The organism is Streptomyces sp. NPDC102490, assembly GCF_044765285.1.
Lineage (GTDB): Bacteria > Actinomycetota > Actinomycetes > Streptomycetales > Streptomycetaceae > Streptomyces.
Genome location: NZ_JBIWJU010000012.1, coordinates 195,508 through 209,785 on the forward strand (window position 1 = coordinate 195,508; position 14,278 = coordinate 209,785).

Sequence of the window (14,278 nt, forward strand, 5' to 3'; positions counted from 1 at the left end):
CCGCCGCATCCTGCCGCACCCCCGTCCCCGCGGTCCGGTGTTCGCCCCGGATTCACCCGGCCCGGGGACCGCCTCCCGCCGGGCGGGACCCCTGCCCCTGGGCCGGTCCGCACGGACGTAGGGTCGCCCCATGACCTCTACCGACAGTGCTGCACAGAAGGCCCCCGCCAAGGCTCCGGCCAAGGACCCCTGGGACCTGCCCGACGTGTCCGGGCTGGTCGTCGGCGTGCTCGGCGGCACCGGTCCCCAGGGCAAGGGCCTCGCGTACCGCCTCGCCAAGGCCGGCCAGAAGGTGATCGTCGGCTCCCGCGCCGCCGAGCGCGCCCAGGCCGCCGCCGAGGAGATCGGGCACGGCGTCGAGGGCGCCGACAACGCCGAGACCGCCCGCCGCAGCGACGTCGTGATCGTCGCCGTGCCGTGGGACGGACACGGCAAGACCCTGGAATCCCTGCGCGAGGAACTGTCCGGCAAGCTCGTCGTCGACTGCGTCAACCCGCTCGGCTTCGACAAGAAGGGCGCCTACGCGCTCAAGCCCGAGGAGGGCAGCGCCGCCGAGCAGGCCGCCGCCCTGCTGCCGGACAGCCGGGTCGCCGCCGCCTTCCACCACCTCTCGGCGGTCCTCCTCCAGGACCCGGAGATCGACGAGATCGACACCGACGTGATGGTGCTCGGCGAGGAGCGCGCCGACGTGGAGATCGTGCAGGCCCTGGCCGGGCGCATCCCCGGCATGCGCGGCGTCTTCGCCGGGCGGCTGCGCAACGCCCACCAGGTCGAGTCGCTGGTCGCCAACCTGATCTCCGTCAACCGCCGCTACAAGGCACACGCCGGGCTCCGCGTCACGGACGTATGAGGCGATGGGGGACACTGGTCGGTACCAGTGTCCCCCCGACAGGAGCCGTTCCCATGCCCCGCCTCGCCCTCTACGCCCTGGTCGTCTGCGTGCTCGCCGTGGCCGCCGCCGTCGTCTCCTTCGTGCGGGGCAGCATCGTGATCGGCGTCGTGTGGGTGCTGCTGTCGGGGCTGTCGTCCAACATGTGCTGGTACTACGTCAAGCGCGGCCGGGACGCCCGCCGCGCCGGCTCGTCCCCGTCCGTCACCGGCTGAGCGGTCTCAGCCGCCCGGCGTGCACAGCGGGTCGGTCTGCCAGAAGCGGTACAGCTCGAAGCCGCAGTACGTGTCGATCTCGCCGATCCCCAGACCGCGCAGCAGCGCGTCGATCGCGTCGAAGAACACGCCGTTGAGCGCCGGGATCCACAGCAGCGCGAACACGATCAGCAGGCCGAACGGCGCGAGCGGCTCCACCTGCCGCCGCACGTGGTACGACAGCCAGGGCTCGATCACGCCGTAGCCGTCCAGGCCGGGCACCGGCAGGAAGTTCAGGATCGCGGCCGTGACCTGGAGCAGCGCGAGGAACGCCAGCGCCAGCCGGAAGTCGCGCGGCACGCCGTCCAGCGCGTCCAGCCAGAACGGCGCCGTGCACACGACGGCGAACAGCACGTTCGTCAGCGGGCCCGCCGCCGAGATCAGACTGTGCCGCCAGCGCCCCCGGATCCGCCCGCGCTCGATGAAGACCGCGCCGCCGGGCAGGCCGATGCCACCCATGATCACGAAGAGGACGGGCAGGACGATGCTGAGCAGCGCGTGCGTGTACTTCACCGGGTTCAGCGTGAGGTAGCCCTTCGCGCCGACCGAGATGTCGCCGCTGTGCAGCGCGGTGCGGGCGTGCGCGTACTCGTGCAGGCACAGGGACACGACCCACGCGGCCGTCACGAACAGGAACACGGCGAGACCCGGCTGCTCGGCGAAGCCGGTCCAGGTGGCCCAGCCCGTGACCGCGGCGACGGCGACGATCCCGAGGAAGACGGGACTGATCCGCCGGTCGCTGGGGCGGGCGGTCGCGGTGGACATGGAACTCCCTGACGGTCGGGCACGCGTGACGGGCACCCGCGGGGTGCGGGACTGCCCGACCGTACCGGGCGCAGGGGGAGAACGTCTCGTGCGGGGCGGACGGTTCCGGGACGGGCGGGGAGGGCGGGCGGAGGCGCCGGCCGCGCCGTGCGGCCAAAACCCCGTGACCGGCGCGGACGGCAGCGGGGACAATGGGTCCGTGCGCTATCGCATCCTCGGCACCACACAGGCACTCCGCCCCGACGGCACGGCCGTCCCGCTCGGCGGGGCGCGGCTGCGTGCCCTGCTGACCGTGCTCGCCCTCCGGGCCGGCCGCGCCGTACCCGCGGGACTGCTGGTGGAGGAGGTCTGGGACGGGGACCGGCCCGCCGACGCGCCGGGCGCCCTCCAGGCACTGGTGGGGAGGCTGCGCCGGGCGCTGGGCGCGGACGCGGTCGCCTCCGCCGACGGCGGCTACCGGCTCGCCGCCCTCCCCGACGACGTCGATCTGCACCGCTTCGACCGGCTCGCGGGGGAGGGCACCCGCGCCCTGGCCGACGGCGACCCGGCCAAGGCCGCCGTCGTGCTCGACGACGCCCTCTCCCTGTGGCGCGACCCCGTCCTGCCCGACCTGCCCGACCGCACCGCCGAGGCGGCCCGCTGGACGACCCGGCGCCTGGACGCCCTGCGCGCCCGCCACACCGCCGCCCTGGGCCTCGGGCAGGCCGAGCACTCGCTGCCCGAGCTGACCGCGCTGTGCGACGGGCACCCCCTGGACGAGCCCCTCCAGGCGCTGCGGCTGCGCGCCCTGCGCGACACCGGCCGCACCGCCGAGGCACTGGCCGCCTACGAGGCCGTACGCCGCCTCCTCTCCGACCGCCTCGGCGCCGACCCCGGCCCCGAACTGCGCGCCCTCCACACGGAACTGCTCAACCCCGCGCCCACCCCGACACCGGCCCGAACCCGCCCCCCGGTCCGGACGACCGACACCACCCCGAGCACGACACCCACCCCCGGCGCGAACCCCGCCCCCGCCCCGACCTCGAAACCCGCCGCCGCGCCCGGCTCCGGTACGGACCCTGCCTCCGGTGGGTGGCCCGCCTCCGGACCGGCGCCGGGGACCTCCACCACGCCGTCCCACGGCACGGTACCTGCCCCCGGCGAGGCCCCAGCCCCTGGCACCACGCATGCCCCGGGCACGGCACCTGCCCCGGGCACGGTGCCTGCCCCCGGCACGTCATCTGCCCCGGGCACGGCATCCGCCCCGGGCACGGCACCTACCCCCGGCGAGGCCCCAGCCCCTGGCACCACGCATGCCCCGGGTACGGCACCTGCCGCAGGTACGACGCCCGCCCCTGACACGGCCCCCGCCCCTGGCGCCACGCCCGCCCCCGGCGCGGCCCCCACCCCTGACCCCACGTACGCCCCCGGCACAGCCCCCGCCCCCGGTCCGCAGTCCGCCGCCGGGCCGCAGCCGGTCACCGCGCCCGGCACGGCGTCCGACGCCGCTGTCGCGTCGTCGGGTGGCGCGTCGTCGGACGGGGGCGCCACCGCGGGCGTCGCGGACGGCTACCGGCCCCGGGGTAATCTGCGGGCCCGGCTCACCTCGTTCGTCGGGCGGGACGGGGACGTCGAGGCGCTGCGGGCCGACCTGGCGAGGGCCCGGCTCGTCACCCTCCTCGGTCCCGGCGGCGCCGGGAAGACCCGGCTGTCGCAGGAGGCCGCCGAGGTGGCCGGGGACACGGCGCGGGACGGGGTGTGGCTGGCCGAGCTGGCCCCCGTGGACGACCCCGCCGACGTACCGGAGGCCGTCCTGACCGCCGTCGGCGCCCGCGAGACCGTGCTCTACCGCGCCGGTGCCGAGGAGATGCGGGCCGTCACCGGCGCCGACGGGCAGGCCGGCGCCGTCGAGCGGCTCGTCGAGCACTGCGGCCGGCGCCGCATGCTGATCGTCCTCGACAACTGCGAGCACGTCGTCGACGCCGCCGCCCGCCTCACCGAGGAACTCCTCGCCCGCTGCCCCCACCTGACCGTCCTCGCCACCAGCCGCGAACCCCTCGGCGTGCCGGGGGAGTCGCTGCGCCCCGTGGAGCCGCTGTCCGAGCCCGCCGCGCTGCGGCTGCTCGCCGACCGGGGCGCCGCCGCCCGCCCCGGCTTCCGCGTCGACGCCGACGAGGAGACCGCCGCCGCCTGCGCCGAGATCTGCCGCCGCCTCGACGGCCTGCCGCTGGCCATCGAACTGGCCGCCGCCCGGCTCCGCATGCTCACCCCGCGCCAGATCGCCGACCGGCTCGACGACCGCTTCCGCCTGCTCACCTCCGGCAGCCGCACCGTCCTGCCCCGCCAGCAGACGCTGCGCGCGGTCGTCGACTGGTCCTGGGACCTGCTCGACGCGGACGAACGCGACGTGCTGGGACGGCTGTCCGTCTTCGCGGGCGGCTGCGACCTCACCGCCGCCGAGGCCGTGTGCGGCCCCGCCGCGCTGGACGCCCTCGGCTCCCTCGTCGACAAGTCCCTCGTCGTCGCCACGCCCGTGACGGACCGGCTGTCCGGCGACGGCATGCGCTACCGGCTCCTGGAAACCGTCGCCGAGTACGCGGCCGAGCGCCTGGACGAGTCCGGCGGACGCGCCGCCGCGGCCCGCGCCCACCTCACGTACTACCGCGAACTCGCCCGCACCACCGACCCGTTGCTGCGCGGCGCGCGGCAGCTCGCCGCCATCGAGCGGCTGGAGCGCGAGTACGAGAACCTGCGCACCGCGCTGCGCCACGCCGTCGCCGAGCGCGACGAGCAGGAGGCCCTGTGCCTGGCGCTGTCGCTGGTCTGGTACTGGCAGATGCGCGACCTGCGGGTGGAGGCCCGGAACTGGTTCGTCGAGGTGATGGCGCTCGGCCCGGACCCCTTCGCCGAACCGGTCACCCCCGCCCAGCCGGTCTGGGAGCGCTGCACCTCCGCCCCGCCCCCGATGACCGGCGAACTCCTCGCCGAGGCCCGGCGCGGCGTGCACCTGGCCCATGTGGCCTGCATGGACACGGAGCTGGACGCGTGGCAGAACCCGGCGGCCCAGCACAAGCTGCGCGCCATCGCGGACACCTACGAGCCGGGCATGCCGCAGACCTGTTCCAGCCCCGGCCTGCTCTGGTTCTACGCCGTGATGCTCACCGGTGACATGGAACGGCTGCGCGAGATCATGGACGCCACCGTGCGCACCTGCCGCGAGACCCCGGGGTACGAGTGGGAGCTGGCCGGCGGGTTGCAGATGCGCGCCAACATGCTCGCCAACCGCACCGACTGGGCGGGCGACGCGGTCCGCGACGCCGACGAGTCGCTGGAGATCTACCACCGGCTCGGCGACGCCTGGGGCATGGCCGAGGCACTCTCCGGGCGGGCCGAGGCCCGGGAGCGCGTCGGCGAGTACCGGCTGGCCGCCGCCGACTACCGGGCCGCCGCCGAACACGCCGATCGGCTCGGTGCCCGCGCCCAGGTCGACATCCTCGAAGCCCGCCTCGGCAGCGTGCTCCTGGAGGCGGGCGACACGGAGCGGGGCGAGCGCGTCCTGCGCGACGTGATCGGCCGCACGGCGGGCACGGGCCACAACGGCGCGATGCCCGCCGCCCGACTGTACCTCGCCGGGCACCTGGGCATGACCGGCCGTCTGGACGAGGCCGGCGAGCAGCTGCGGTTGCTGCGCCAGGACTTCTCCCTCGCGCACTTCGTGGTCTTCGACGCCTTCATCCTCGCCGCCGAGGCCTGGCTCGCCACCCTGGAGGACCGGCACGAGGAGTGCCTGGGCCGGATCCGCCAGGCGCTGCGGAAGGCCGAGGACCCGCTGTCCACGGCCATCGCCCCGCACATGAGCTCCGCGTACCTGACCATCGCCGCGATGGCCCTGGCCCGCCTGGACGGCGGACGCCGGGCCGCGGACGGCGCCCGGTGCCTGGGCGCCGCCGACGCGATGCTTCCGCCCGGGCACGTGTCGACGGGCATGGAGCGGGACGCGCGCGGGCGGGCCGCGGAGCGGGTCCGCGAGGCGCTCGGCACGGAGGTCTACGACACGGCGTACGCCGAGGGCGGCCGGCTCTCCGCCGAGGAGGCCGTCGCCCTCGTCTGACGCGTACGCGGTTCAGCTCTTCGTGCGGAACTTGTGGATGGCGATCGGTGCCATCACCGCGGTGATCGCCGCCGACCAGCCGAGCGTGATCCACAGGTCGTGCGCGACCGGGCCGCCCACCATCAGCCCGCGCGCCGCGTCGGCGAGCGTGGACAGCGGGTTGTAGTCGGTGAAGGACTGAAGCCAGCCCGGCATCGACTGCGTCGGCGCGAAGATCGAGGAGCCGAACTGCAGCGGGAACAGCACCATGAAGCCCATCGCCTGCACCGACTGCGCGTTCTTCAGGACCACGCCCAGGGTGAGGAACACCCACATGATCGACGAGGCGAACACCGCGGACAGACCCACCGCCGCGAACAGCCCGGCCCAGTGGTCGATGTCGAAGCCGACCAGGACGGCGACGATCATCAGCACCGTGGTGGCGAACAGCATCCGGGCCATCTCGACCCCGATCTTCGCGAAGAGGACCGAGCCGCGGCCGATCGGCAGCGACCGGAAGCGGTCCATGACACCGGAGTTGAAGTCCTGGCTGAAGCCGGTGCCGACGCCCTGGGAGAGCGTCATGCTCATCATGGCGATCATGCCGGGGATCACGTACTGCACATAGCCGTCCTGCCCGCCGCCCAGGGCCTGGCCGATCGAGCCGCCGAAGACGTACACGAACAGCAGGGTGAAGACGATCGGCATCAGCAGCGCGTCGAACATCGACTCCGGGTCCTGCCGGATCCACAGCAGGTTGCGGCGGACCAGGGCGCCGGTGTGCCGCACGTGCGCGCGCAGCGAGATGCGCGCGTCGGGGGCGGGGGCGGCAGGAGCGGGAGTGGCAGGAGCGGTGGCGGTGGCGGTGGCGCTCATACGGCGACCTCCTCGCGGGCGTTGTCGGTGGCGGGGGCGGGGTCCTGCGGAGCACTGGCGCGGTGGCCGGTGAGGGACAGGAAGACCTCGTCCAGGCTGGGGAGTTCGGTGGTGACGGCGGAGACGGTGATGCCGCGCGCGGTGACCGCGCCGACCACGGCCGTCAGCTGCTCGTCGCTGAGGATCGGCACCAGGACGGTCCCGCGCTCGGCGTCCACCGTGGAACTGGCGAGCCCGGTGATGCCCAGCTCGTCCAGGTAGGCGGCGAGCGGACGCAGGTGCAGCGGGTCGGCCGGGCGGACCCGCAGGGTGCGGCCACCGACCTTGGCCTTCAGCTCCTCGATGCCGCCGTTCGCGATGACCTTGCCGCGGTCCACGACGGTCAGCTCGGAGGCGAGCTGCTCGGCCTCCTCCATGTACTGGGTGGTGAGCAGCACGGTGACGCCGTCGCCGACCATGCGCTTGACCTCGTCCCACACCTCGTTGCGGGTGCGCGGGTCCAGGCCGGTGGTGGGCTCGTCCAGGAACAGCACGGCCGGGTGCCCGATCATGGACGCGGCGAGGTCGAGGCGGCGCCGCATGCCACCGGAGTAGGTGGAGGCGGGTCGCTTGCCGGCCTCGGTGAGCGAGAACCGCTCCAGCAGCTCGTCGGCGCGGGTGCGCGCGTCCCGGCGGGACAGGTCGAGCAGCCGGCCGATCATGTAGAGGTTCTCCCAGCCGGGGAGCTTCTCGTCCACGGACGCGTACTGCCCGGTCAGCCCTATGACCCGGCGCAGCTGCCGGGGCTGCCGTACGACGTCGTACCCGGCGACGCGCGCCTGGCCGGAGTCGGGGGTGATGAGGGTGGACAGGATGCGCACGAGGGTGGTCTTGCCGGCGCCGTTCGGCCCGAGCACGCCCATCACGGTGCCCTCGCGCACGTCCAGGTCGACGCCGTCCAGCGCCTTGGTCTCGCCGTAGTGCTTGACCAGCCCCCGCACGGAGACCGCGCTGTCCGCGGCCCGGGGGATGTCGTCGATTCGCTTCATGCCCCAGACGATGACAGGCCCCACCGACAAACCACCGACATCCCACCGACAGCACGACCGACGGCGCCGACATCTCGCCGATGGGCGCCGCAACCAGGGCCGGCGCCCGCCACGAGAACGACGTCCCCGGGACCGGAACGACTGCGGCCGGCACCGTGCCATGCGACGGACATCGGCTCGACCAGAGCGCCCCTTTGAAGGTCGACGTCCTCAGGAAGCCGGTGGACCTGTCCCGCGTCGACCGACACGAACTCCGCCATGCCGCCGCCGTTGGCGTTCGCCCCCAGACCGGCCACGAGACGGCAGCTGCGCCCGGTCACGGGATGCGGACGGAAGAGATCGACAGGCGAAGCCTCCGGGTGGAAGTAGGTGTGCACACATCACCACCGCAGATACCGACGTACCTGTTGCGGATCTTCACCCGTCCGGGACCGACCTCATCGCGTGCACGGCCCACTGAACAGGCACTCACACGCCGGTGTTCAGGGGGACCACTCCGGGTGGGTTCGGGGACGGTGGAGTCCTCGGCCGCCAGGAGCCCAGCGCTCACTCGATGAAGACCTTCACGGAATCGGCGCTTCCGCCGTTTCGGTTGACTCCGATGAAGAAATCGCTCCCGATGTGGGTGACATCTTCGATCTCGTCGGTCCGACCGTTCCCCGGAATTCCGATGTCGCTCTCCACATCGCCTCCGGACCAGTTGTACTGGTACACCCAGTTCCACCCGGTTTCTGGCGTTGAACTGTTGATGGACTTGGTGTTCCAGATGTAGTTCTCGGAGCAGTCGATGCCTTGGTCGGAGCGATTGTCGTGACTCGTCAGGTTGCTCTTCACCAGCGTCCAACCGCTCGTCAGAGAACCGGCACCGGGATGGGTCCACAGGTTGCCCGAGCGGCGGGCAGCATATTTGCCGGCTCCGTCGGCCGCCGTCGCGCTGTAGCAGAGGCCGCTGATATTGCCAATGGGCAGATGGACTACCTCGCTTGCGCCAACAGATCCCGTCGAGCTGAGGTGAATGATCGTCACATCGTCGCTCGGGTAAGCCGATTGACTTCCTTGAGTGGCGATCAAGGCAGGTCCCTGGCCCCGATAGTTCGGATGGTAGGCGAGGTCGTTGCCATGGCCGAGTGCGGGTATGGAGGTCGGCGCCCCGGCGCAACTCCAGCTGGCACCGTCCCAGGTTGAGCCGTCGCGCAACCACCTGGACAGGACCGGCTCCGCCCCGCCCGCCTTGGTGAAAACGATGTAGAGCTGGCCGCCCGGCCCCGCGACCATGCCTTGCATGACAGTGCGGCCTGCCCTGCAGGCACTGCTGTTCGGGATGTTCAGCCGTTCCGCCCCGCTCCTGTCCGCAGCGGCGTAGGCGGACGTTGTCGAGGCCATGGCTATTCCGGTCAGGAGTGCCAGTACAGACGCGAAGCTCAGTAGTTTCTTCACTCGGTGCCTTTCCTCTGTGGATAAACGGGAGGAGGCTAGCGTTTGATGTGCACCTTACATCCGAGACGGCGTCAATTCGTCGCGATGTCGATAACTGTGACGGCCGGCCGGCGATGCGGATTCCTCACCCCCGATGCCCGTCCTGACCTCGTCGTCGGGCGTCGCTCCTCGGGTGTCACAACAGCGCTGCCCCTATGACGGCCGCCGCCACTCCGAGGGCCAGTGCCCCGGTGCCGCAGGTGATGTCGAGCAGGCGGGAACGGTCCTCGGAGGCGAGGTCCGGGGTGAAGACGGCGGGGTCGTCGGGGTCGTAGTGGATCGTGACGTCGCGTCCGTGGGAGGTGGTGGCGTCGGGCAGGTCGTCGGGGCAGTAGGCGGTGACGGCAGTGCCCTCGTGGGTGGTGAAGGCGATGACCGGCGTGTGGCTGGTGAAGGTGCCGCCCTCACTGTCGGTGTCGGTGTCCGTGAGCACGGCGATGACGCGGCCCTTAACAGGGGGGCAGGAGTTCAGCGCGGCGATTCGGCGTCTCACCGCGCGTGCGCTCTGGGGCACGTACCACACGCCGGACAGGGTCCAGGGCACGCCGAAGCCGATCAGAGCCCACGGCCAGCTCCAGTCGATCGCGGCGAAGACCACCAGTGCGACGTAGATGAGGAAGAGCGCGAAGTTCGGCCATCCGAGTCCGCGTCGGCCTGCCCGGAGGTCGCTGGTGAACTGGTACGCGTGCGGCCTTCCGCGCGGGTAGCGGACTCCTATGTCCCGCCCCGTCCAGGCTGCTGTGATCCTCTCCCCGTGGTCGCTGTCGTTCGTCACGGTGAACTCCTCACCGCTGCGGGGGTCCTGGAAGGAGACGACCACGAATATCCCGTCGCGCTGCGAGCTTCCGTGCCTCGGTTCGCGGACCTGCTCGATCCGCCCCATCACCCGGACCGACCGTTGCGCCGCGGTCATCCCGGCCAGCGACCGGGCGTAGCCGACGAGCGCGACGGTGCCGAACACCGCGCACCACAGCGCCAGATATCCCTGAAGGCTCACGCGGCTCCACCTTCTTGCTGGGTCTGCCCCAGCCGTTCGTAGGGTTGGGGCACCCAGGGGGCCGGGTGTCCCTTCAAACGGCGGCTGACGACCGCAGGCACGCGGACGGAACACGCCGTACCCAGGCCGTCCTCGCCCCTGCCCACCGACGCGTCAACGTCTTGCGGGCCCTGGTCAGCGGCCGACGGTGCCGCCCAAACGCACCTCCCGTCACTGCGACGGCTTGACTTCAGCCTTGGAAGGCTTCCCTTCATCGGTGGGATCTCTTCACCGGTGAGACCCGGCCGTCGCGGCATCCGTCAGCGTGCCGGGGTGCGCCGGACCACCTTGGCCTCCCCGTCCGCCTCCAGCGACGCCGTTCCCCCGGCACCCGTCACACCGACCCTGATGGTGAGCGAGCCGGTGAGCCGCTCGACGGTGAGCTGCCAGGTCTGGGGCGACCCGACCCCCAGGCCGCTCTGCGCTTCCCTGACGAGGGCGGGGAACCGGTCGTAGGGCAGGGAGCCCAGGTCGAACGCCGGGGTCTGCGAGCCGGTGGGCGCGTACACGACGGACAGCCGCCGGTCCTGTACGACGACGGTGAGCCCCATGCGCGCGTCCGTGCCCTGGGTGAGTGAGGTGACGGCCTTGCGCAGCTCGCCCTGGTCGAGGAATGACTGGTGCGGTGCGAGAGTGACCGTGCCGGAGGCCGACGAGACCACCGTGGTCGACGAGGAGGCAGAGGTGGAGACCGAGGGCCGGGTGGAGGACGGCGACCCTGCGGAGGTGTCCTCGTCGAACAGGTCGGTGCGGAACAGCAGGACCACACCGGCCGCGGCGAACAGCAGGGCGAGCAGCCTGACGAAGCCGACGGCGGAGCCCTCGGGCTCCTCGCCGGTCAGGACCGGCCCGACCGCGGGGTCGACGCGGGCGCCGGCCGCCCGCTCCTCCCACTGAGGCGTCGGCCGCTTCACGATCCTGACCCGCCACGGCCTGTCCGGCGGGTACTGGACCACCACAACGCCGCCCGCCCGGTAGTCGGGCAGGTCGGCGAGATTGACGTGCTGCGTGAACGCGACGCGGTACGCCGCCGCGTCGTCCGGCGCAACGGTCGACACGAACCGTACCGCCACGTCGCTGGTCGCCTCGCCCCCGACGGCTTCCACGCTTTCGACCATCGCGAGCGCCGTCCGCGGTGCGATCGCCGCCTCCCGGGCGCGTCTCGGCACACCGGCGAGGAAGCCAAGCAGGCCGTACACCGCCGGCACTCCCAGTCCGGTGACGAACAGCGGCACGCTCTTGATGACGGCGCCGACGACGAGAGCGGCCAGCGACGCCCCGATCACACCGCCTGTCAGAGCCCCTCGGGCGAGGGCGAACAGTGTGTTACGAGCCGGGGGCACGACACCGGTGGTGATCGCCATGAGGTGATTGTGTCGGAGTCGGGTGACAGCCGGTAGATCTCCATGCGCCCGACTCCGGGGCTGCGGGGCTGCGGGGCACAGCCTGCCAGGACTCAGGCGCAAAGAGGGCCCCGCCGACGGGGGAAGATCGGCGGGGCCGGTGGTCGTACCGCGACGGCCTACTGGTGGACGGAGCTAGTGGACGGAGTGCTCGTCCGCGGGGAACGTTCCGCCGACGACGTCCTCGGCGTACGCCTTCGCCGCGTCGCCCATGACCTTGCGCAGGTCGGCGTACTGCTTGACGAACTTCGGCATCCGGCCGCCGGTCAGCCCGAGCATGTCGGTCCACACCAGCACCTGGGCGTCGGTGTCCGGGCCCGCGCCGATCCCGACGGTCGGGATGTGCAGGGTCCGCGTCACCTCGGCGGCCAGCTCGGCCGGCACCAGTTCGAGGACGACCGCGAAGGCGCCCGCGTCCTGCACCGCCTTGGCGTCGCGCAGCAGCTGCTGGGCGGCCTCCTCGCCGCGGCCCTGCACCCGGTAGCCCATGGAGTTGACGGACTGCGGGGTGAGGCCGATGTGCGCCATCACCGGGATGCCGGACTCCACCAGCAGCTCGATCTGCCGGTGCGAGCGCTCGCCGCCCTCCAGCTTGACCGCCCCGACCCCGGCCTCCTTCACCAGCCGGGTCGCCGAGCGCAGCGCCTGCACCGGACCCTCCTGGTAGGAACCGAAGGGCAGGTCGCCCACGATCAGGGCGCGGCTGGTGCCCCGGACGACCGCCGCCGAGAGCATCGTCATCTCGTCCAGCGTGACCGGCACGGTGGTCTCGTAGCCGAGGTGGCAGTTGCCCGCGGAGTCGCCGACGAGCATCACCGGGATGCCGGACTCGTCGAAGACGGAGGCGGTCATGGCGTCGTACGCGGTGAGCATGGGCCACTTCTCGCCGCGCTCCTTGGCGGCGGTGATGTCCCGGACGGTGATACGGCGGTTGATCTTGCCCCCGTACAGCGCCCTGCTCCCGTCGGAGGGGGTGCGCTGCGACGTCTGGGCAGCCGGAAGCTGCGTCATGGCAACGGCTCCTTCATGTCATCTCGAGGCGCCCTGACGGCGTCCCCGGATCCCTTCCATGGTGGCACTGGTGGCGCCCCGACGGCTAGGGGACCCCCGTCACGTACCCCGTCCCGGGGCAGAGCGTGGCTCATGGGGTCGAATGTGCCCGTTCTGTCACAGAGCCGCCCGTCCCGGGGCGGTGCGGAACTCCGCGGGGCGGCCCGTGCGTCCTCGTGCCGTACGGCCGTCCAGGGACGGCGGGATCGGAACCGATCATCCCCTATGGTGCTGAGTCACAGGGGGCGACGGTGTGCACAGCAGGCAGTGAGGCAACGGTATGGCGCAGCAGGCGTACGTGACGGAGACGGACGGTGGCGGCTCGGACTCCGAGCGCCGGGAGACCCGGATTCGGCGCCTGTTCGTCCGGGCGGTCCGCGGCTGGCGCGGCGACCGGCGGATCTGGCGCCGGGGCCTGGTCACGGCGGTGGTCGCGCTGCTTCTGGCGGCGGTCATGGCGGCCCACTCGCACATCCCGAACGCCATCGGCAACCTCGGCAGCCTCACGGAGACCTTCCTGCCGTGGTTCGGCCTGCTGATCCCGGTCCTGCTGGTGATCGCCCTGGTCCGCAAGTCGGCGACGGCGCTGATCGCGCTGGTGCTGCCGGTGAGCGTGTGGCTCAACCTCTTCGGCGGCCTGCTCTTCGACAAGACCGGCTCCGGCGGCGACCTCACCGTGGCCACGCACAACGTCAACGCCGACAACCCCGACCCGGAGGGCACCGCCCGCGCGGTGGCCGCCGCCGGCGCGGACGTGATGGCCCTGGAGGAACTGAAGGCGTCCGCCGTCCCGACGTACGAGAAGGCGCTGGCGGCGAAGTACCCGCACCACGCGGTCGTCGGCACCGTCGGGCTGTGGAGCAAGTACCCGGTCAGCGATGTGCGGCCGGTCGACATCGAGCTGGGCTGGAAGCGCGCGATGCGCGCCACCGTCACCACGCCGTCCGGGCCGATCGCGGTGTACGTCGCCCACCTGCCCTCCGTACGGGTGAAGCTGGAGGCCGGTTTCACCGCCCGGCAGCGGGACAAGAGCGCCCAGGCCCTCGGCGAGGCCATCGGCCACGAGAAGCTGCCCCGCAAGATCCTCCTCGGTGACCTCAACGGCACCATGAACGACCGGTCGCTCACCGCGATCACCTCCCAGCTGCGTTCCCCGCAGGGCGCCGTGGGCGACGGCTTCGGCTTCAGCTGGCCGGCGTCCTTCCCGATGGCCCGCATCGACCAGATCCTGGTCACCGGCGTGGAACCCATGACCAGCTGGACCCTCCCGGCGACCGGCAGCGACCACCTGCCGATCGCCGCGCGTGTGAAGGTCGACACAACGGCTTCCTAGAATTCGTCCGAGGAATACCCGCCCTGAGAGTCTTTGTTCCGTACGGGAACATACAGTCGTCCCCCTGTCCCCGTCCCCGTACGGACCCCGCTCTCGAAA

The 14,278-nt window shown here is 72.3% G+C and carries 11 protein-coding genes; 4 read left to right on the forward strand and 7 right to left on the reverse strand.

Going from position 1 to position 14,278, the window contains the following annotated elements; translation table 11 throughout:
* The first annotated feature begins 130 nt into the window (after positions 1-130).
* Entirely contained in the window at positions 131-850 is a 720-nt protein-coding gene (gene npdG / locus ACIRGB_RS27460) for an NADPH-dependent F420 reductase (protein ID WP_403870405.1), read from the forward strand.
* 53 nt (positions 851-903) lie between these two features.
* Positions 904-1,104 (forward strand): hypothetical protein, encoded by a 201-nt coding sequence (locus tag ACIRGB_RS27465; protein WP_403870408.1) that lies wholly within the window; start codon positions 904-906, stop codon positions 1,102-1,104.
* A 6-nt stretch (positions 1,105-1,110) separates the two neighbouring features.
* Here the strand turns inward: ACIRGB_RS27465 and ACIRGB_RS27470 are convergent, their stop codons facing one another.
* Positions 1,111-1,908: a site-2 protease family protein gene (locus ACIRGB_RS27470; RefSeq protein ID WP_403870410.1), complete on the reverse strand. Its 798-nt coding sequence runs from the start codon at positions 1,906-1,908 to the stop codon at positions 1,111-1,113.
* A 199-nt stretch (positions 1,909-2,107) separates the two neighbouring features.
* Between ACIRGB_RS27470 and ACIRGB_RS27475 the strand changes: the two genes are divergently transcribed.
* Complete coding sequence (locus ACIRGB_RS27475; protein ID WP_403870413.1) at positions 2,108-5,998, forward strand: BTAD domain-containing putative transcriptional regulator; 3,891 nt, start codon at positions 2,108-2,110, stop codon at positions 5,996-5,998.
* Between the two features lie 12 nt (positions 5,999-6,010).
* On the opposite strand, the gene ACIRGB_RS27480 is transcribed toward ACIRGB_RS27475, so the two are convergent.
* From ACIRGB_RS27480 to panB, 6 genes are all read right to left on the reverse strand, one after another.
* Positions 6,011-6,853: an ABC transporter permease gene (locus ACIRGB_RS27480; RefSeq protein ID WP_403870416.1), complete on the reverse strand. Its 843-nt coding sequence runs from the start codon at positions 6,851-6,853 to the stop codon at positions 6,011-6,013.
* A complete protein-coding gene (locus ACIRGB_RS27485) occupies positions 6,850-7,881 on the reverse strand; it encodes an ATP-binding cassette domain-containing protein (protein WP_403870419.1) in 1,032 nt (343 codons plus the stop codon). Before ACIRGB_RS27485 ends, ACIRGB_RS27480 begins: the two co-directional genes overlap by 4 nt.
* Before the next feature lie 546 nt (positions 7,882-8,427).
* Entirely contained in the window at positions 8,428-9,318 is an 891-nt protein-coding gene (locus ACIRGB_RS27490) for a hypothetical protein (RefSeq protein WP_403870422.1), read from the reverse strand.
* A gap of 175 nt (positions 9,319-9,493) precedes the next feature.
* Positions 9,494-10,354 carry a DUF3592 domain-containing protein gene (locus ACIRGB_RS27495; RefSeq protein ID WP_403870425.1) on the reverse strand — a complete coding sequence of 287 codons (861 nt, stop codon included), beginning with the start codon at positions 10,352-10,354 and terminating at the stop codon, positions 9,494-9,496.
* A gap of 299 nt (positions 10,355-10,653) precedes the next feature.
* Positions 10,654-11,757 (reverse strand): hypothetical protein, encoded by a 1,104-nt coding sequence (locus ACIRGB_RS27500; RefSeq protein WP_403870428.1) that lies wholly within the window; start codon positions 11,755-11,757, stop codon positions 10,654-10,656.
* A gap of 174 nt (positions 11,758-11,931) precedes the next feature.
* Positions 11,932-12,807 carry a 3-methyl-2-oxobutanoate hydroxymethyltransferase gene (panB, locus tag ACIRGB_RS27505; protein ID WP_403870431.1) on the reverse strand — a complete coding sequence of 292 codons (876 nt, stop codon included), beginning with the start codon at positions 12,805-12,807 and terminating at the stop codon, positions 11,932-11,934.
* Positions 12,808-13,126: 319 nt separating this feature from the next.
* Here panB and ACIRGB_RS27510 point away from each other — a divergent pair, with 319 nt between their 5' ends.
* On the forward strand, positions 13,127-14,179 hold the full coding sequence (locus ACIRGB_RS27510) for an endonuclease/exonuclease/phosphatase family protein (protein WP_403870434.1): 1,053 nt from the start codon (positions 13,127-13,129) through the stop codon (positions 14,177-14,179).
* Positions 14,180-14,278 lie beyond the last annotated feature (99 nt).